Source organism: Leifsonia sp. NPDC102414, from assembly GCF_044765685.1.
Taxonomy (GTDB): Bacteria; Actinomycetota; Actinomycetes; order Actinomycetales; family Microbacteriaceae; genus Leifsonia.
The window spans coordinates 1052304-1070103 of record NZ_JBIWKN010000001.1 but is presented as its reverse complement, the minus strand read 5'-3'; the positions used below and the strand labels follow the sequence as shown (position 1 = coordinate 1070103).

At 68.1% G+C, this 17800-nt stretch carries 18 protein-coding genes and 4 tRNA genes; 13 read left to right on the top strand and 9 right to left on the bottom strand.

Annotation, left to right across the window (positions count from 1 at the left end):
• Window positions 1–73: 73 nt before the first annotated feature.
• From ACIRCZ_RS05165 to ACIRCZ_RS05150, 4 genes are all read right to left on the bottom strand, one after another.
• Window positions 74–2212: a 3-hydroxyacyl-CoA dehydrogenase NAD-binding domain-containing protein gene (locus ACIRCZ_RS05165; RefSeq protein WP_402850341.1), complete on the bottom strand. Its 2139-nt coding sequence runs from the start codon at window positions 2210–2212 to the stop codon at window positions 74–76.
• Window positions 2213–2215: 3 nt separating this feature from the next.
• Window positions 2216–3421 carry a thiolase family protein gene (locus tag ACIRCZ_RS05160; protein ID WP_055894261.1) on the bottom strand — a complete coding sequence of 402 codons (1206 nt, stop codon included), beginning with the start codon at window positions 3419–3421 and terminating at the stop codon, window positions 2216–2218.
• Window positions 3422–3492: 71 nt separating this feature from the next.
• Window positions 3493–4689: an HRDC domain-containing protein gene (locus ACIRCZ_RS05155; protein WP_402850338.1), complete on the bottom strand. Its 1197-nt coding sequence runs from the start codon at window positions 4687–4689 to the stop codon at window positions 3493–3495.
• A complete protein-coding gene (locus ACIRCZ_RS05150) occupies window positions 4682–5275 on the bottom strand; it encodes a DUF3000 domain-containing protein (RefSeq protein WP_055894256.1) in 594 nt (197 codons plus the stop codon). The genes ACIRCZ_RS05155 and ACIRCZ_RS05150 overlap by 8 nt, the downstream gene beginning before the upstream one ends.
• Before the next feature lie 100 nt (window positions 5276–5375).
• On the opposite strand from ACIRCZ_RS05150, the gene ACIRCZ_RS05145 reads away from it, so the two are divergent.
• The gene (locus ACIRCZ_RS05145) at window positions 5376–6611 is read left to right on the top strand and encodes an alpha/beta hydrolase family protein (protein WP_402850335.1); all 1236 of its coding nucleotides are present in this window, start codon (window positions 5376–5378) and stop codon (window positions 6609–6611) included.
• On the opposite strand, the gene ACIRCZ_RS05140 is transcribed toward ACIRCZ_RS05145, so the two are convergent.
• Window positions 6608–7051: a SufE family protein gene (locus ACIRCZ_RS05140; RefSeq protein ID WP_402850332.1), complete on the bottom strand. Its 444-nt coding sequence runs from the start codon at window positions 7049–7051 to the stop codon at window positions 6608–6610. The two genes, ACIRCZ_RS05145 and ACIRCZ_RS05140, sit on opposite strands and share 4 nt — an antisense overlap.
• A 9-nt stretch (window positions 7052–7060) precedes the next feature.
• Entirely contained in the window at window positions 7061–7978 is a 918-nt protein-coding gene (locus ACIRCZ_RS05135) for a sulfurtransferase (protein ID WP_402850329.1), read from the bottom strand.
• A 155-nt stretch (window positions 7979–8133) separates the two neighbouring features.
• On the opposite strand from ACIRCZ_RS05135, the gene zapE reads away from it, so the two are divergent.
• From zapE to ACIRCZ_RS05115, 4 genes are all read left to right on the top strand, one after another.
• Window positions 8134–9183: a cell division protein ZapE gene (gene zapE, locus ACIRCZ_RS05130; RefSeq protein WP_402850326.1), complete on the top strand. Its 1050-nt coding sequence runs from the start codon at window positions 8134–8136 to the stop codon at window positions 9181–9183.
• Window positions 9184–9397: 214 nt separating this feature from the next.
• Window positions 9398–10672 carry an ammonium transporter gene (locus tag ACIRCZ_RS05125; protein WP_055894244.1) on the top strand — a complete coding sequence of 425 codons (1275 nt, stop codon included), beginning with the start codon at window positions 9398–9400 and terminating at the stop codon, window positions 10670–10672.
• 131 nt (window positions 10673–10803) lie between these two features.
• Complete coding sequence (locus ACIRCZ_RS05120; RefSeq protein ID WP_402850323.1) at window positions 10804–12144, top strand: ammonium transporter; 1341 nt, start codon at window positions 10804–10806, stop codon at window positions 12142–12144.
• A 64-nt stretch (window positions 12145–12208) separates the two neighbouring features.
• Complete coding sequence (locus ACIRCZ_RS05115; RefSeq protein WP_055894242.1) at window positions 12209–12565, top strand: type II toxin-antitoxin system PemK/MazF family toxin; 357 nt, start codon at window positions 12209–12211, stop codon at window positions 12563–12565.
• A gap of 39 nt (window positions 12566–12604) precedes the next feature.
• Here the strand turns inward: ACIRCZ_RS05115 and ACIRCZ_RS05110 are convergent, their stop codons facing one another.
• On the bottom strand, window positions 12605–12895 hold the full coding sequence (locus ACIRCZ_RS05110) for a YciI family protein (RefSeq protein ID WP_055894240.1): 291 nt from the start codon (window positions 12893–12895) through the stop codon (window positions 12605–12607).
• 60 nt (window positions 12896–12955) lie between these two features.
• A tRNA-Val gene (locus tag ACIRCZ_RS05105) sits at window positions 12956–13028 on the bottom strand.
• Window positions 13029–13191: 163 nt separating this feature from the next.
• On the opposite strand from ACIRCZ_RS05105, the gene ACIRCZ_RS05100 reads away from it, so the two are divergent.
• The 7 genes from ACIRCZ_RS05100 to ACIRCZ_RS05070 all read left to right on the top strand — a co-directional run bounded on the left by ACIRCZ_RS05100 (window position 13192) and on the right by ACIRCZ_RS05070 (window position 16290).
• A tRNA-Gly gene (locus tag ACIRCZ_RS05100) sits at window positions 13192–13264 on the top strand.
• A gap of 53 nt (window positions 13265–13317) precedes the next feature.
• Window positions 13318–13391 (top strand) — tRNA-Cys (locus tag ACIRCZ_RS05095).
• Window positions 13392–13411: 20 nt separating this feature from the next.
• A tRNA-Val gene (locus ACIRCZ_RS05090) sits at window positions 13412–13486 on the top strand.
• Between the two features lie 129 nt (window positions 13487–13615).
• Entirely contained in the window at window positions 13616–13990 is a 375-nt protein-coding gene (locus ACIRCZ_RS05085) for a YciI family protein (protein ID WP_055894237.1), read from the top strand.
• A gap of 116 nt (window positions 13991–14106) precedes the next feature.
• On the top strand, window positions 14107–14730 hold the full coding sequence (locus ACIRCZ_RS05080) for a dihydrofolate reductase family protein (RefSeq protein WP_402850319.1): 624 nt from the start codon (window positions 14107–14109) through the stop codon (window positions 14728–14730).
• 70 nt (window positions 14731–14800) lie between these two features.
• On the top strand, window positions 14801–15382 hold the full coding sequence (locus tag ACIRCZ_RS05075; protein WP_402850316.1) for a cyclodeaminase/cyclohydrolase family protein: 582 nt from the start codon (window positions 14801–14803) through the stop codon (window positions 15380–15382).
• On the top strand, window positions 15379–16290 hold the full coding sequence (locus ACIRCZ_RS05070) for a bifunctional methylenetetrahydrofolate dehydrogenase/methenyltetrahydrofolate cyclohydrolase (protein ID WP_402850313.1): 912 nt from the start codon (window positions 15379–15381) through the stop codon (window positions 16288–16290). The genes ACIRCZ_RS05075 and ACIRCZ_RS05070 overlap by 4 nt, the downstream gene beginning before the upstream one ends.
• Before the next feature lie 54 nt (window positions 16291–16344).
• Here ACIRCZ_RS05070 and ACIRCZ_RS05065 read toward each other — a convergent pair whose 3' ends face one another.
• The gene (locus tag ACIRCZ_RS05065) at window positions 16345–17091 is read right to left on the bottom strand and encodes a hypothetical protein (RefSeq protein ID WP_402850310.1); all 747 of its coding nucleotides are present in this window, start codon (window positions 17089–17091) and stop codon (window positions 16345–16347) included.
• Between the two features lie 118 nt (window positions 17092–17209).
• On the opposite strand from ACIRCZ_RS05065, the gene ACIRCZ_RS05060 reads away from it, so the two are divergent.
• Window positions 17210–17587 (top strand): hypothetical protein, encoded by a 378-nt coding sequence (locus tag ACIRCZ_RS05060; protein ID WP_402850308.1) that lies wholly within the window; start codon window positions 17210–17212, stop codon window positions 17585–17587.
• The last annotated feature ends 213 nt before the right edge of the window (window positions 17588–17800 follow it).

Below are 17800 nucleotides of genomic sequence, written 5' to 3'. Positions count from 1 at the left end.
CCAGCGCGCGTAACAAAAGCCGGTGACCGCATCCGACGTGGATGCGGTCACCGGCTTTTCACGCTGTGAGCGGTTAGAGCACGCCCTTCACTGGCGGGTGCTGGAACGTGTCTCCGAACACCCGCTCCGACGCTCCGACGCGGTCGAGGTACGGCGTGATGCCGCCCATCTGGAACGGGAAGCCCGCGCCGAGGATCATGCACAGGTCGATGTCCTCCGGCGCCGCCACGACGTGGTCGTCCACGAGCATCCGGTGGATCTCGTCGGCGAGGCCGTCCTCGAGGCCGCGGAGGATCTGCTCCTTGGTCCACGGGTTCTTGCCGCCGGAGACGATCTTCGCCGCCTGCTTGTCGATGCCCTTGACCCTGCCCTTGGAGTCCTTCTCCAGCAGCGTCCCGTGCTCGGCCAGCTTGTGCAGGTTCTCGCTGCGGTAGAACCGGTCGGGGAACGCGGCGTGGTGCGTGTCCAGGACGTGCGCTCCGACCTTCAGCCCGACCAGGTCGAGCAGCGCGGACGGCGGCATCGGCAGGCCGAGCGGCGCGAACGCCTCGTCGACCGTCTCGAACGGGGTGCCGTCGTCGACGGCGTGCATCGCCTCGCCGAGCACCTTCGCCAGCACGCGGTTGACCACGAAGCCGGGGGTGTCCGCGGTGATGACCGCGTTCTTCTTGAGCGTCGCCGCCGTGACCATCGCCGTCGACAGAGTCGCCTCGTCGGTGTTCGGCGTGTTCACCACCTCGATCAGCGGCATGACGGCGACCGGGGTGAAGAAGTGGAAGCCGACCAGGCGCTCCGGGTGCTTCAGCTTCGCCCCGATCTGCTCGACCGACAGCGACGAGGTGTTGGTGGCGAGCACGGCGTCGTCCGAGATGTACTGCTCGATCTCGGCGAACACGTCCTGCTTGACCGACAGCTCCTCGAACACGGCCTCGATCACCCAGTCCGCGTCGGCGAAGAGGGACTTGTCGGTCGTGCCGGTGACCAGCGCGCGCAGGCGGTTGCCTTCATCCGGCGAGATGCGGCCCTTCTCCTGCAGCTTGCCGATCTCGTCGTGGATGTACGCGACACCCTTGTCGACGTGCGCCTGGTCGAGGTCGGTGATGACCACGGGCACCCGCAGACGGCGCACGAACAACAGAGCGAACTGGCTGGCCATGTAGCCTGCGCCGATCACGCCGACCTTGGTGACCTTCTTGGCGAGCTTCTTGTCCGGCGCACCTGCCGGGCGCTTGGCCCGCTTCTGCACCAGGTTGAAGGCGTAGATGCTGGCCTGGAACTGGTCGCCGGAGATGAGCTCGGCGAGCACGTCGTCCTCGCGCTCGAAGCCCTCCTCCTTGGTACCGGACTTGGCCGCCTTGAGCAGGTCGAGTGCGGCGTACGGCGACTTCGGCACGGTGCCGATGCGGCTCTCCAGCATCTTGCGGGCGATGCCGATGGCCGCATCCCACTTGACCATGCGCTCGACCTTGCCGGGCACGTTCGGCCGCTTCACGGTGAGCTCGCCGGTGAGGACCCTGTCGGCCCAGCGCAGCGAGTCCTCGAGGAAGTTGGCGGAGTCGAAGATCGCGTCCGCGATGCCGAGGTCGAAGACGTCCTGCGGCTTGAGCATCCTGTTCTGCTTGAGCGGGTTCTCGACGATCACCTTGAGGGCGTTCTCGATGCCGATCAGGTTCGGCAGGATGTACGCGCCGCCCCAGCCGGGGATGAGGCCGAGGAACACCTCTGGGAGGGCGAAGGCCGCGGCAGAGCGGTCGATGGTGCGGTAGTCGGCGTTCAGGCCGATCTCCACACCGCCGCCGAGCGCGAGGCCGTTGGTGAACACGAACGACGGGACGCCGAAGGTGGCCTGCTTGCCGAGCACGTAGTGACCGAGCTGGGGGAGCAGCTTCGCGACCTCGACGCTCGGGATGTCTCCCACGCGGCTGAGGTCGGCGCCTGCAGCGAGGATGAACGGCTTGCCTGTGACGGCGACCGCGTCGATCTCGCCGCGGCCAGCGCGCTCCGTGAGCTCGTCGAAGGTCTTCCCGAGCTCGAGAAGAGTCGCGGGGCCCATCGTGTTCGGTCGCGTGTGATCGCGGCCGTTGTCGAGGGTCACCAGGGCGAGCGTCTTGCCGCTCGGCAACGGGATGTCTTTGACGAACGAGTGGGTCACGACCTCGTCTGAGGTGAGGTCGACGAGCGGGGAGAAGTCGATCTTGCTGTAGTCGGTCACGTGTTAAGCCTTCCGCGCGCGCTTGTTGTAGTGGGGATTCTCCCAGATGACGGACCCGCCCTGGCCGAGTCCGACGCACATCGCGGTGAGGCCGTAGCGGACCTCCGGGTGCTCCTCGAACTGGCGGGCGAGCTGGATCATGAGGCGCACGCCGCTGGCGGCGAGCGGGTGGCCGACGGCGATGGCGCCGCCCCACTGGTTGACGCGGGGGTCCTCGTCGTCGATGCCGAAGTGGTCGAGCAGCGAGAGCACCTGGATGGCGAACGCCTCGTTCAGCTCGAACAGGCCGATGTCGTCGATGCTGAGCCCCGCCTTGCGGAGCGCCTTCTCCGTCGACGGCACAGGGCCGATGCCCATGATCTCCGGCTCGACTCCCGCGAAGGCGAAGCTGACCATGCGCATCTTCGGCTGCAGGCCGAACTCCTTGACCGCGTCGCCGGACGCGAGCAGGCTCGCTGTGGCGCCGTCTGTGAGCGGAGACGAGTTCCCTGCGGAGACCCGGCCGTGCGGACGGAACGGGGTGCGCAGGGTGGCGAGCGACTCCATGTTCGTCTCCGGCCGCATCCCCTCGTCCTGGGTGGCGAGGCCCCAGCCGCTCTCGGAGCGGATGGCGACGGGCACCAGGTCGGGCTGCAGCTTGCCCGCCGCGTACGCCGCCGCGGTCTTCTGCTGGCTGCGCATCGCGAAGCGGTCGGAACGCTCCTTGGTGAGCGCGGGGAACCTGTCGTGGATGCGCTCGGCGGTCATGCCCATGTTGAGGGCGTCCTCGCCGACCAGGCGCTCGGAGAGGAAACGCGGGTTCGGGTCTGCGCCGAAGCCCATCGGGTGGCGTCCCATGTGCTCGACGCCGCCGGCGATGGCCAGATCGTACGCGCCGAACGCGATCCCGGAGCCGAGGGTGGTGACGCTGGTCATCGCGCCGGCGCACATCCGATCGATGGCGAAGCCTGGCACGGACTTCGGCAGACCGGCGAGCAGAGCGGCGGTGCGGCCGAGGGTGAGGCCCTGGTCGCCCTGCTGCGTCGTGGCGGCGATGGCCACGTCGTCGATCCTGTCTTTGGGCACGTTCGGGTTGCGCTCCAGCAGCTCGATCATGGCCTTGACCACCAGATCGTCCGCTCGCGTGTTCCAGTACTGCCCTTTTTCGCCGGCTCGCCCGAACGGAGTGCGAACTCCGTCGACGAAGACGACATCAGCTCTATCGGCCACAATGCCTCCCAAATCAGGTCGAATTCGATCCTAGGGATGCGGCGGAACGGGGAAGAATCGTTTGATTCTTTCTACGAATCCGCTTCGGCGGTCTCCGGGCCGTTTTGGTTGGCTTCCACAAACGCCTGGGCGATCGACTGTGAGGTTGCCTCAATCTGCCAGGGCCGGGCACCCCATTCGGCGAGGGCGGCGGCGATGGATGCGGCGTCGATCTCGGCGGGCGGGGCCCACGCGACGCGGCGCAGCGTCTCCGGCGTGAGCAGGTTCTCGATCGGGATCGACAGCTCCTCGGAGAGCGCGGTGACGGCGGCGCGGGCCGCCTTGAGCCTGGCGTCCGCATCCGGGTTCCTGTCCGCCCACGCGCGGGGCGGAGGAAGGGTGTCTCCGTTTCCGCGCATAACGGGGAGGTCTTCCGTGGTGCGTCCGGCCTCGATGGCCTCCCACCAGCGGTCGAGCTCCGTCCTGCTCGCTCTGCCGTTGAACTCGCGGAGCGCCGCGAGACCGCGCTTGGTCTCCGGCATGGCCTTCGCCGCGGCGGTGAGCGACGCATCCGGGACCAGGCGGCCCGGCGCGATGTCCGTGGTGCGGGCGAGCTCGTCGCGGCTCAGCCAGAGCTCGCGGGCGACGGCGAGATTGCGGATGCCCCTGATCGAGTGGATGCCGGACAGGCGGCGCCACGGCTCGCTGCGGACCACCTTGAGGTCACGGGCGAGCTCGTCGGCGAACTCCTGCTGGGCGATCCCCGTCTTGCCCTGCTCCTCCAGCAGTGCAGCGATGGCGTCTCTGAGGTCCGGCAGCAGCTCGACGTCGAGCGCTGCGTAAACGAGCCAGGGCTCCGGCAGCGGCCTGGTGGACCAGTCGGCGGCCGAGTGCTCCTTGGCCAGGTGAATGCCGAGCAGCTCCTCCACCACGGTGCCGAGGCCGACCCTCGGCATCCCGAGCAGCCGGGCGGCGAGCTCGGTGTCGAAGACGTGCTTCGGGTCGAGCCCGACCTCGCGCAGGCAGGTGAGGTCCTGAGTGGCTGCGTGCAGCACCCACTCCTCTTCTGCGATGGCGGCGTTCAGTTCGTCGAAGCGCCCGATCGGCGGAGGGTCGAACAGGAACGTGCCCGACCCGCGCCGGAACACCTGGATGAGGTACGCCCGCTGAGAGTACCGGAAGCCGCTCGCGCGCTCGGCGTCCACGGCCACCGGGCCGTTCCCCGCCGCGATCGCCTCGACGGCCTCCAGGTACTCGTCTCTGGTCGCGATGACGTGATGGTCAGCCACGCGGCTCCCGTCTCGTCAGCAGGCTGACGCCCTCTCCGGTCGGTGGCAGCCCGGCGAGCATGCACAGCAACTCGCCCCAGCCCTCGACGTGCGCGGTGATGTCGCTCTCCAGCGGGCTCCAGGATGCGCGCAGCTCGATCTGCGAACCGTCGCCCTGAGCGGCGAGCTCGCCGAACCCGGTGGAGATGATCTTGGTGGCGGTGCCGCTGGCCGCCGTGTACTTCGCGTGCCGCGCATCCAGTGCATCCACCAGCCACGACCAGGCGACGTCGGCCAGGAACGGGTCGAGACCGATGTCGGTCTCCAATGGCGCCTGCGCGAAGCAGACGATGCGGAACGGGCCGCCCCACGCCTCTGGCTCGTCCTCGTCGTAGAGCAGGATGAACCGGCCGGTGCCCAAGTCGGAGTCGCTTCCGTGCCGTGTCGGACGCACGTCGGCCGCCAGCGCGACGGAGTGCGGCGCGAGCTGGCCCGGCGCGGGGATCTCGGTGACCACGAGTTCCGGGCGGGACTTCGCGTGGCGGATCGTCTCCAACGCCGCGGCGAACTCCGGGGGAGTGCGTGGGGTCGAGGGTGTTGTCGGCACGTTAGGAACACTATGGTCCATTCGGGGCATGTGACGGTACGGCACGCCGCCTGAGGAAGTCCTGAACACCGCGCGATGGCATCGGGGTTACGCTGGCGGCATGGCGCGTTCGACGTTCGCGAAATCCGTCCGCACGGCCGTCGTCGCGGCCGGTGTCCTCGGCCTGGCGGCCGGTGCAGGTGCTGTACTGATCATGGCGAGGGTGGCTCGCACCGTCGTCACGCCGGTGCGCAAACGCCCGCAGAACCAGAGCATCAGGGCCGTCGACCTGGATGCGGGAACGGTGACGTTGCGCGAGACGCCGGACTCCTCTGTGCCAGGCCGATACGGCCTCTGGTTCTCCGAGGACGCCGGCTACGCGAAGATCGGCGGCGTCATCTCCCGCGAGGACGGCTCTGTCACGCGCACGCTGGAGTCCGTCGCGTTCGGCGACCTCCGCCCTGGGCGCGGGCGGATCAGCGGCTACTACTACCTCGAACCCTCCGAGCTGGACTACCGGGTGGAGAGCGTGACTGTGGAGACGGAGCTCGGCGAAGCGCCCGGCTGGCTGTTCCCTCCTGAGCCGGGAGAGGACACAGGACACTGGGTGATCCAGGTGCACGGCTGGGGCGCCACCAGGCAGGAGGGGCTGCGCGCCGTCCGCACCTTCCACGAGCAGGGGTACACCGTGCTGCTCGCCTCGTACCGCAACGACGGGGATGCGCCGAACAGCGCCGACCGCCGCTACGGCCTCGGCGGCACGGAGTGGCACGACATCGACGCAGCGCTGCGGTACGCCGCAGACCATGGCGCCACCTCGATCGTCCTGATGGGCTGGTCGATGGGCGGCGCCGTCGTGCTGCAGACCGTCACCAGGTCGACCGCCACCGACCTGCTCCGCGGCCTCATCCTGGAATCCCCGGTGATCGACTGGATCGACACGCTCGAATACCAGGCGCGGATGCTCCGCCTCCCCGACCCGATCACCCAGGGCGCCCTGCGCCTGATCGAGTCGACCTGGGGAGGCCCGATCACCGGCCAGGCAGCGCCGATCGACCTCACCAGCATGAACTTCGTCGCCCGCGCAGCCGACCTCAGCCTGCCCACCCTCATCCTGCACAGCGATGACGACGGATTCGTGCCGTCGACCGCATCCCGTGCTCTGGCGGAGGCCCGCAGCGACATCGTCACGCTGGTGCCGTTCGCGACCGCGCTGCACACCAAGCTCTGGAACTACGACGAGGAACGCTGGAAGACCTCGATCGCCGACTGGCTCGCCGAGCACATCCACGCCGACGCAGGCGCGGACATCAACGCAGCCGCGCCGGACGCGCCCGCCGTCGAAGCGGCGAGCTAGGCCGCCAGCTTCTCCCGCACCTGCCGCTTGGTGCGGCCGAGCAGCGCCGTCATGCCCCGGATGCGCAGGGGAGAGACCGCCTGCGTGAGCCCGAGCGTCTGCGGGTAGTCATCGGGGACGGCCAGCACCTCCTCGGCCGTGAGGCCGGCGAGACCCTGCGCCAGGATCGACGCGAACCCGCGCGTGGTCGGCGACTCCTGCGGAGCGGTCGCATAGAGGTGCACAATGTTCCCGTCGTCTACCTCCACGAAGATGTAGACGGGCGACTGGCACTCCACGACCCGCTCGAACAGATCGGGATGGTCGCGGTAGCGCTCCGGCAGCTCGGGCAGCTCTTCCGAGAACTCCAGCAGAAGCTGGAGCCTGTCTGGCTGCTCGAGCGCCAGGAAGTCGTCGCGGATCTCCGCGAGAGCGGGTGCCAGGGCCGCAGGATCAGTCATACGACAAGGCTACTTCGCCTGAGCGGCTCCCGGCTCGCTGCCCGTGACGATCGGTACGCGCACAGCGGAACCCCACTCGGTCCACGAGCCGTCGTAGTTGCGTACGTTCTCGAAACCGAGCAGGTGCGTGAGCACGAACCAGGTGTGGCTCGACCGCTCGCCGATGCGGCAGTACGCGATCACATCGTCGCCCTCCTTCAGCCCAGCATCGCCGAGGTAGATGGACTCGAGCTCCGCGCGGCGCTTGAACGTCGCATCCGGTGCGGCAGCCCTCGCCCACGGCACGGACGCAGCGGACGGAATGTGCCCTGCGCGCAGAGCGCCCTCGGTCGGGTAGCCGGGGATCTCGGTGCGCTCGCCGCTGTACTCCTCGGGAGAGCGGACATCGATGAGCGCCCCCTTCCCCGAATCGACGAGTGCGAGGTGGGCGAGCACATCGTCCTTGAACGCGCGGATGACGGTGTCGTCCCGCTCGACGATCGGATACTCGACCGGCGTGACGACCGGCTTGTCCTTGGTGAGCTCTCGGCCCTCGGCGATCCACTTGTCGCGCCCGCCGTCGAGCAGACGCACATCCTCGTGGCCGAACAGTGTGAACACCCAGAGCGCGTACGCCGCCCACCAGTTGTTCTTGTCCCCGTAGATGACCACGGTGGTGTCGCGGGCGATGCCTTTGGAGCCGAGCAGCTCGGCGAAGCGCTCGCCGTCGACGTAGTCGCGCTGCACGGGGTCGTTGAGGTCGGTGTGCCAGTCGATCTTCACGGCGCCGGGGATGTGACCCGTCTCGTAGAGCAGGACGTCCTCGTCGGACTCCACCACGACCAGTCCTGGCTGCCCCAGATGCTCGGCGAGCCATTCCGTGCTCACCAGCCGCTCGGGATGCGCGTACTCGGCGAAAGCGGGGGACCGGTCGACCTCAATGGACATGGTTGCATTACCTCCAGAGAGCGCCTCGTGAGCGCAAGGGGAACAATCGGCTGCGTCGGTTTAGGCTGGACACCCCGACACTGTGCGAACTTACGTTCCAGGCTATCTGCGCGTAAACCGGTGCGGTAAGACTTCGACACAAAGGTGCAGCTTCCATGACGATCGACCAGACCGGCGCTCTCGTGCGCCTCGCCGACCGTGCCCCGCAGATCACCGGGGCGGAGATCGCGTCGTCGCTGGTCCCACCGTCGCAGTTCCACAACGCCACCTTCGAGTCGTACCGGCCGGACCACGACTACCCGTCGCAGGCGGAGGCCGTGAGCATCCTGCGCACCTTTGCGAAATCGTGGGAGCCGCAGCGCCCCGCCGGGCTGTTCAGCCGCAACCGCAAGAAGGCGGAGACGAAGCCCGGTGTGTACCTCGACGGCGGATTCGGCGTCGGCAAGACGCACCTCCTCGCATCCCTGTGGCACGAGGCGCCGGGACCCAAGTACTTCGGCACCTTCATCGAGTACACGGCACTGGTGGGAGCCCTCGGCTACGCGGGCGCGGTCAACCTGCTCCGCGGCTCCGCGCTGATCTGCATCGACGAGTTCGAGCTCGACGACCCCGGCGACACCATGATGATGACCAGGATGCTCGGCGAGCTCGTCGCCTCGGGCACCAGGATCGCCGCCACCAGCAACACCCCGCCGAACGCGCTCGGGGAGGGCCGGTTCGCCGCGAGCGACTTCCTTCGCGAGATCCAGTCGTTGTCCGCCAACTTCGAGACCATCCGCATCGACGGGCTCGACTACCGCCGCCGCGACACGGAAGGCCGGGCCGTCACCGTCGAGCGCGACGAGTACGACAGGATCACCGGAGCGCTCAGCTCGCGCGGCGAGACCGTCACCAGCGACGACTTCGACGCGCTCATCGCGCACCTCGCCACGGTGCACCCGTCGCGATACATCAAGCTGCTCGACGGCGTGGATGTCATCGGGCTCACGGATGTGCGCATCCTGCACGACCAGATGGCCGCGCTGCGCCTGGTCGCTTTCATCGACCGCGTCTACGACGCTGAGATCCCGATCGTGCAGACCGGCACCCCGCTCAGCGAGGTCTTCGACGAGGAGATGCTGGGCGGCGGCTACCGCAAGAAGTACCTCCGCTCCGTCTCGCGCATGATCGCGCTGACCACCGGAGAGCTTCCCCCGCACGACTGACACCGCACGACCGACCGCGCGCGCCTGACGGCGCTCGACGGATTCGTGGCGGCGCGAAACACGATGTTTACACCCGTGGTGGATGCGTAACAGACGCGAAACACGAGTATCCCTCCACGGAAACCTCCCGTGATGAAACTGGGCACACCCCGAAACGCTCACCGATCAGCCAGACCGGGGCCCGTGTGCATTCATGAGAGAGGTAGACCAACGTATGTTGCTACACACAGCAGCGGACTACGCACCCGCAGGGACCGTCAACTCCCTGTGGCTGCTCGTCGCCGCAGCACTTGTTCTGCTGATGACCCCCGGCGTCGCCTTCTTCTACGGAGGAATGGTCCGCGCCAAGAGCGTGATCAGCATGATGATGATGAGCTTCGGCGCGATGGCGATCGTGGGCGTCCTGTGGGTGTTCTACGGGTACGGCCTCGCGTTCGGCAAGCCGATCATCCCGCACTTCCTCGGCGCTCCTGACTGGTTCCTGTCCAGCCTGATGGGCAAGGACGGCATGACCCCCGACCTCGGCGGTCTCGCCTTCGCCGGGTTCCAGGCCACCTTCGCCATCATCACGGTCGCTCTGATCTCCGGTGCGATCGCCGACCGCGCCAAATTCGGCGCATGGATGGTGTTCGCGGGCATCTGGGTCACGGTCGTGTACTTCCCGGTCGCGTACTGGGTGTTCAACCTGGCCGATGGCTGGGCGCCCGCTGTCCTGCATGTCAACGACTTCGCCGGTGGCACAGCGGTCCACATCAACGCCGGTGCAGCAGGCCTGGCACTCGCCCTGGTGCTCGGCAAGCGCGTCGGCTTCCAGAAGGGCATGTCGAAGCCGCACAACGTGCCGCTCACGCTCCTGGGCGCCGCTCTCCTGTGGTTCGGCTGGTTCGGCTTCAACGCCGGTTCGGAAGCCGCAGTGGACGGCGTGGCAGCGTTGGCCTGGATCAACACCCTCGCCGCTCCGGCCGCCGCGACCATCGGCTGGCTGATCGTCGAGAAGCTGAAGGACGGCAAGCCGACCTCCATCGGTGCGGCCTCCGGCGCTGTCACCGGTCTGGTCGCGATCACCCCGGCCTGTAACATCCTGACGCCCGGCTTCGCGATCCTCCTCGGCCTGGTCGCCGGTGCTGTCTGCGCCATTGCCATCGACCTGAAGTTCAAGCTCGGCTTCGACGACTCGCTCGACGTGGTCGGCATCCACCTCATCGGCGGTCTCATCGGAACGCTCTGGATCGGCGTCTTCGGCTTCACCCACATCGACGGCGACGCGACCAAGGGCTTCTCCAGCCTCCTCTACGGCGGCAGCTTCCTGCAGCTGGGGGCGCAGGCGGTCGGTGCGTTCGGTGTGATGATCTACTCCTTCGTCCTCGCCTGGATCATCGGCACGGTCATCCAGCGGACGATGGGCTTCCGGATCAAGAACGAGGACGAGCTCGCCGGCGTCGACACGGTGGTGCACGGCGAAGAGGGCTACGCCCTCGAGACGGTCTGATCGGTTCGGCAGTTCCACAGCACGCGAGCGGGGCGTCGCCTTCGGGCGGCGCCCCGCTCCGCGCGTGCGCCGCAGGGTGCTGTGCGGCCCAGTAGGGTGTTGCTGCCCGGTTCGCGCGACGAGGAGGACGGATGACGCCTGCCACGAGCGCGCAGGTCGACGCCCTCCTGCTGCTGGTGAGCGCCACCTTCGTCATGGCGGTCGTCCCTGGCCTCGCGTTCTTCTACGGAGGGATGACGGGAGCGAAGGGTGCGTCTCAAGCGTTCAGAGCTGCGCTCGTCGGATCCGCGATCGTCGTGCTGCTCGCCGTGCTGGGCGGCTACGGGATGCTCGCAGGCTCGCCGCTGATCGCCCACCTGGTCGGGCGGCCGGACTGGGGCCTCGCCGACGTGTTCACTCCGGGGAAGGGGACCGCATCCACGCTGTACCCGTTGGCGAGGGCCGGATACCTGATCGCGGTGTGCGCGGTGGCGGTGACCATCCTCGGCACGGCCATCGCCTCCCGCGTGACGCTGCGCGCGTGGGCCGTGTTCTCCGCGCTCTGGTCGGTGCTCGTGCTCTTCCCGGCCGGATACGCGGTGTTCGCGCTCGGGGACGGCTGGGCGGTGGCTGGCATGCACGTCATCGACTTCGGCGGAGCCATCCCGATCAGCCTCGCGGCGGGCAGCGGAGCGGCCGGGGTCATCCTCGCCTGCGGCCATCGCGACCATCCCGTCGCGGGCGAACGGCGCCTCCCGCTCGTCGCGGCAGGGGGAGCGCTCGTCTGGGTCGGCTGGTTCGGCCTCACGGTCGGGTCGGAGGGCGCACTCGACGCGTTCGCCCCGCTGATCGCGCTGAACACGCTGATGGCGTCCGCGGGCGGCGCGCTCATGTGGATCATCGTCGACAGGGTGCTGCTGCGGCGCCCGACCGTGACGAGTGCCCTGTGCGGGGCCGTGGCCGGCCTGGTGGCGATCACCCCCGCATCCGGTGTGCTGACCATCGGCTGGTCGCTGCTGCTCGGCGCGCTGGCCGCGATCGCCTGCGCGAGCATGGTCGACCTGGCGGCCAGGGCGCGTTTCGGCGTGCCGATGACCATCTGCGTGATCCACATCGTGGCGAGCCTGGTCGGCCTGCTCTACATCGGCCTGTTCGCCAACGGCGACGGGATGGTCGACAGCGGCAACTTCGACCTGTTCGTCGCACAGGCGGTCGCCGGGCTCGGCGTGGCGGCGTACTCGTTCGTGGTCTCGCTGCTGATCGCGATCGCGCTCCGGTACACGCTAGGGCTGACCAGGCTCCGGTATCGTGCGGACGGTGGCTTTCCCGATGAACCTCGTGCGCGCGATCGCGAACGCGCTGCTGCCGACGAAGAAGACGCCGACCAGGACGCCGGCTACGACCCGGACAGCGGCTACGACCCGGACAGCGGCGGCTCCGCGGCCGACGACGCAGAAGCGCTCGGCGGCTCCGCAGCGGACAGCAGGGGATGAGCCTGGCCGTTCCGGCCCGTCTGCGACCGTCGAGGTCGACCCGCGCGCGATCAGCCGCGTGACGATGGCGTACGCGCCGAGCACGGACGGCGACGCGGACCCTGGCGAGATCGTCTGGACCTGGGTGCCGTACGAAGAGCGCGACGGCCGAGGCAAGGACCGGCCGGTGCTGGTGGTCGCCAGCGAGCGCTCCGGGACCGTTCTGGCCGTCCAGCTCACCAGCCAGGCGCATCCCGGCCGCACGGAGTACGTGCCGATCGGCACGGGGGACTGGGATGCACAGCGCAGGCCGAGCTACGTGAACACCGATCGCGTCTTCCGGCTGCACCAGGCGGGGATGCGGCGCGAGGCCACGGCCCTCGACCGTCGCCGCTACGGCGCGGTGCGAGACGCGCTCGTCGCGCGCTACGGGTGGCGCTGAGTCGCTCCACCGCCCGGAGACCGCCGTGCGGATAGCGGCTCAGTACTCCTGCAGGACTTCCACGGTTCCGCCGAATGCGAGGTTCGGGCTGCGCCTCGCCACCTCGAGCGCGGCCTCCATCGAATCGAACTCGACCATCGACGCTCCTCGCACCTGGCCGTCACTCTCCGTGACCCCATCCGAGGTCACGAGCTTCCCGTGCGCCGTCCGGATGCCGTAGTCCTCGTGGAGCGCGACGTTCCAGGCCCGCCACGCCTCTCGATTCTCTGCGAGCCGCGACGGCGGGATGGGGTCGGGTCCCGCCCGGTAGATGAAGATGAACGATGCCATCCCTGCATGATGACACGGTGGCGGGAACGCAAAAACCCCCGGCGGACCGGGGGCGTTCGGTGGGCGATACCGGACTCGAACCGATGACCTCTTCCGTGTGAAGGAAGCGCGCTACCAACTGCGCCAATCGCCCTGGGTTTCGCGGCCGTGAACCGGCTGCGAGACTCGATACTAGCCGACGAACGGGGCCGAGCGCACATCGGCAGCGCGACACACCCGGCTGCGTCACCCGGTTTGGTTTTCCGCGTCGGCATCGGCTAAAGTCATTCAAGTGCCGCAGAGATGCGGAACGAAATGCGGATGTAGCGCAGTTGGTAGCGCATCACCTTGCCAAGGTGAGGGTCGCGAGTTCGAATCTCGTCATCCGCTCGAGTCAGCCCGATCGAAAGGTCGGGCTTCTCACAACGGTGGTGAACCCAAACGGTGGATTGGCCGAGAGGCGAGGCAGCGGCCTGCAAAGCCGTATACACGGGTTCGAATCCCGTATCCACCTCCAACCTGGAGTCATTCAGGCTTGGGCGATTGGCGCAGCGGTAGCGCGCTTCCCTGACACGGAAGAGGTCACTGGTTCGATCCCAGTATCGCCCACCACGCAGAACCCCCGGAGATCCGGGGGTTTTTTTGTTGTGCCGGGACAGGAGATCTCCGGCGAGCAAAGTGTCGAATACGGACGGGTTCGTTCGACGTCAATGTGTCACTCACACCATTGACAGGAGCACAATGCGTTTCGAAATCATCATCTACAACAACTCCGAGTTCGCCGCAGCCGCCCAAGGAGACCATCCTGACCCGGCTGTCGCAGCGGAATGGGCGCGTGTCCACCAGCAGATGCTGGCCGAGCTGAAGGAATCCGACGAGTACCTGGATTCGAACGAATACAGCCAACGGACCGCAGCAATCGTGCGCGCAGACCGTCGCGCTCCGCACCACGTCCGGTTGACGGACGGCCCATTCAGCGAGTCGAAGGAGTGGGTCGGCGGCTTCTACACCGTCGATTGCGAGAGCCTGGAGAGAGCGGTGGAGATCGCCGGGCGCTTTGTCGAGGCGAGGTATTCACAGGTCGAGGTGCGCAAGCTGGTGCATCCGATCTACTGAGCGCGTCACGAGCCTCGGATGCTGTCTGCGCAGCTCATCCACGAACCTGTCGGAGAACTCCGGATCGACCTACCATCGAACCGATTGCTAACGACGACGGGTGAGGAAGTCACATCATGAGCACGGTGAACAGCGACCTCGCAGTCACGGCGGACGGCTACGCGACGGGGCTGAATCAGACGGAGGAGAAACCGTTCGGCGACCTCGATGAGAACTGGCTGCACGGCTGGATGTTCCAGGACGACGGCGAGAACCAGTCGGAGGTCGCGGGGATCTCCGACGCCGGCGCCTTCATCATGGGCCGCAATATGTTCGGTCCGATTCGAGGGGGATGGGATCGTGAGTGGCGTGGCTGGTGGGGGCCGAATCCGCCGTTCCACGGCCCGGTGTTCGTGCTCACCCACCACGCTCACGAGCCCATCGAGATGGAGGGCGGGACGACGTTCCACTTCGTCACCGACGGCATCCACTCGGCCATGGAGGCGGCGCGCGCTGTGGCGGGCGCCAGGGACATCGAGGTCATCGGCGGCCCGAGCACGGTCAACGCCTACCTGACCGCAGGGCTCATCGACGAGTTGCGGCTCCATGTGACTCCGTACATCGCCGGCGCTGGGGTGCGTGTGTTCGACGGCGTGCCTCCCCAGCCGCTGGAGCTGACGTCGCTGCGACAGGCGTCTCGTGTGACGCACCTGACCTACCGGCCGCTCGGCCCTCAGGTGGGTGCGACACCGGCCGGCTGAGGACGAACGACCCCCGTGGGGAACCCATGTCGAGGCCGAACCGTGCTGTCGGCGTGGATAGGCTTGGTGGGTGCAACAGAGTTTGTGGGAGCTCCCCGCGTCGGAGCTGCTGTCGAGGACGGCATCGTCCGAACCGACGCCGGGTGGCGGCTCGATCGCTGCCATGACGGGGGCGTTCGGGGTCGGCCTCGTGCAGATGGCTCTCGCGGTGACGGCCGACCCGGAGCTGGAGTCTCTGAGTGAGCGACTCGGTGCTCTGCAGGAGCGCATCGTCCCCGGCGCGGATGCGGACGTGACGGACTTCGAGAGCCTCATGTCCGCCTATCGCCTGCCTCGCTCGGACGACGCAGATCGTGAGCAGCGCCGAGGAGCGATCGAGGCGGCGACCGTCACAGCGACCGAGCGTCCGCTCTCGCTTGTCGCGGCCCTCATCGACGCACTCGACGCCTCGCGCGAGGCTGCGTCCGCGGTGAAGCCGGGAATCCTGAGCGACGTGGTCGCGGGCCGCGACGTCATCGGCGGCGCCGCATGGGCCGCCATCCGCACCGTCGATGTCAACCTCGCCCAGCTCGACCGCATGCACTCGCACCGCGCGCCGGCTCTGCTGGCGGCGCGCACGCAGCTCGCCCATCGTCTACAGGAGGCCTCATGACCGCAACCGTGCTCGATCCGTCCCCCGTGGCTGCGTCCTTCCGGGATGAGGTCCGCGAGGACGTGGAACGGCTCCGTGCTGCAGGTCGCACGCTCCGCGTCGTCGGTCTCCTCGGCCAGGACGAAGGCCCGGCCGCAACGTATGCGCGCTTCGCACGTCGGGGTTTCGACGATGTCGGCATCGAATTCGACCTCCGCCACGTCACGCCGGACGAGGCCGAGGCGGCCGTCGCAGCCGCGAACGTCGACGCGGACGTGGACGGCATCTTCCTCTATTACCCGCTCGCCGCTCGTGACGACCGATGGCTCCGCGAACTGGTCGACCCCCGCAAAGACATCGAGGGGATGCACTCCTTCTGGAGCCGCCTGCTCTACGAGAACGAGCGGTTCGTCGACTCCGGCCGCACTCTGCGGGCGATCCTGCCGTGCACGCCCCTGGCCATTCTGAAGCTGTTGAACCGTGCCGGGATGCGCGGCACCAGCGGGAACGCCCCGCTCGAGGGCGTCACCGCGTGCGTGATCAACCGCAGCGAGGTGGTCGGACGCCCGCTCGCGGCGATGCTGGCCAATGACGGCGCGCGCGTCCACTCGCTCGACATCTCGGGAGCCGTGACCTACGAGCCTGCCATCGGCCGGCACACCCACGAGGTGCGGTCGTCGGGAATCGACCGCGCGGCAGCGCTGGCCGACGCCGACGTCGTCATCTCGGCCGTGCCATCCCGTGACTTCGAACTCATCCGAGGCGACGAGATCCGTGCGGGCGCGATCTGCGTCGACGTCGCGGAGTTCACCAACTTCGCTGAGTCGGCCAAGGAGCGTGCGGGCGTCTTCGTCCCACGCGTCGGACCTCTCACGGTCGCGATGGCGGCGCGGAACCTGATCCGGCTGGCTCACATCACGCAGAAATGACGCGAACGCCGCGACGTTCCGCGTGAGCGGATCGTCCAGCGAGGATGCATCCTCCTACGGCTTCGCGCCATTGTGGAACGATCCGTGCAGCGTCGTGTCCGCGAACGCGGTCCCGTCGATGACGCTGCGCACTGCCGCCAGAGTGGTTTCGTCAGCGGGATCGACCGTCACCGTGAGCGACCCGTATTCCACCCGCATCGTGTAGGGGATCGACGCCTCCACGGAGGTCACCCCGGAAGTCGAGGCGATGCGCTGCAGACCGTCGGCCACCCCGGTGGACGTCTCCAGCGGGATCGACTGGTCGAACGTCCGGTTGTAGTGGACGACGCTGGCAACGTGTCCGGGGCCGGCGGGCACCGTCATCGACAGGCTGACACCCGTCCAGGCGAGGTGCTTCGCCATCGCCGACGGCACGGCCCCTGCCTGCTGCGGCGTCGCCTCCGGCGACATGGTCACAGTGACGTCCGTCGAGAAGTGGTTCTCCACGAGCTGGCAGTAGGAGCGTTCGGGGTCGGGGTATGTGCTCTGAGCGTTGGACGTACTCTCGCCGACAGTGTCCACTTCGGGCAACGCGCGCACGGCGGCGAGCGCTTTCCGGATCTGCGTGGCGACGTTCGGGTCCAGGGTCGGAGCGGGAGTCGGAGACGGGTCGGGGTCCGCGCCCGGAGGAAGGCACGTTCGCGGTGAGGGTGTCGCATCCCCGGTCGTGCTGCCCGCCGCCAGATCGTGCAGGGCGCTGCACCCGGAGAGCAGCGCCCCTGTCAGCAGGAGCGCGACCGCGGCGGCTCCACGTCGATGCATGTGTTCGACGCTACCTCCCGTGGGTGCCAGGAAGCATCCGCCTGGGGGATGAGGGGGGGGGGGGGGCGTCGGTGCTGGCCATTCCGCACGGAAGCTGCCCGGGGGTAGAGTTCCCGGCGTGACGGACAACACACAAGGGCAGGCGGAGACGCCGATCGCATATACAGCACTCACCACGGGCACGGCGGTTCTGGATGCCGACGGCGCCGAGATCGGCACCGTCGAGCACGTGCTCCAGGACAGCACGATCGACCTCTTCGACGGCATCGCCGTCACGACGGCCAACGGGCTGCGGTTCGTCGACGCGCGCGTCGTCGGCCGGATCACCACGGCCGCCGTGCACACGACGCTGACGGCCGCGCAGGCGGAAGCGCTCCCCGAACCGGAGGGCACGGAGGTGTTCGATGCCGACCCCGACGAGTTCGGCGGCAACGGACTCAGCGCGTGGTTCGGCCGGATGTTCATGCGCGAGCACTGGATGCGCCGCAACGACTGACCGCGCCGGCTCACGCTCACGAGATGCCAGAAACTGCGTCGATCCTTCCTGATCTCGACACGGTTTCTGGCATCTCGTCGTTTCCGGAGGCGCAGCCTGTGGAGGGGGCTGTGCGCACCTCCGTCGCGCGCGAAGGCGCCCTTCCCGCGCGCACTAAGGTTGAAGGGTTCCGATTAACACGATCCCAAGGAGTGGAAAAGGTGGCTGACGGCT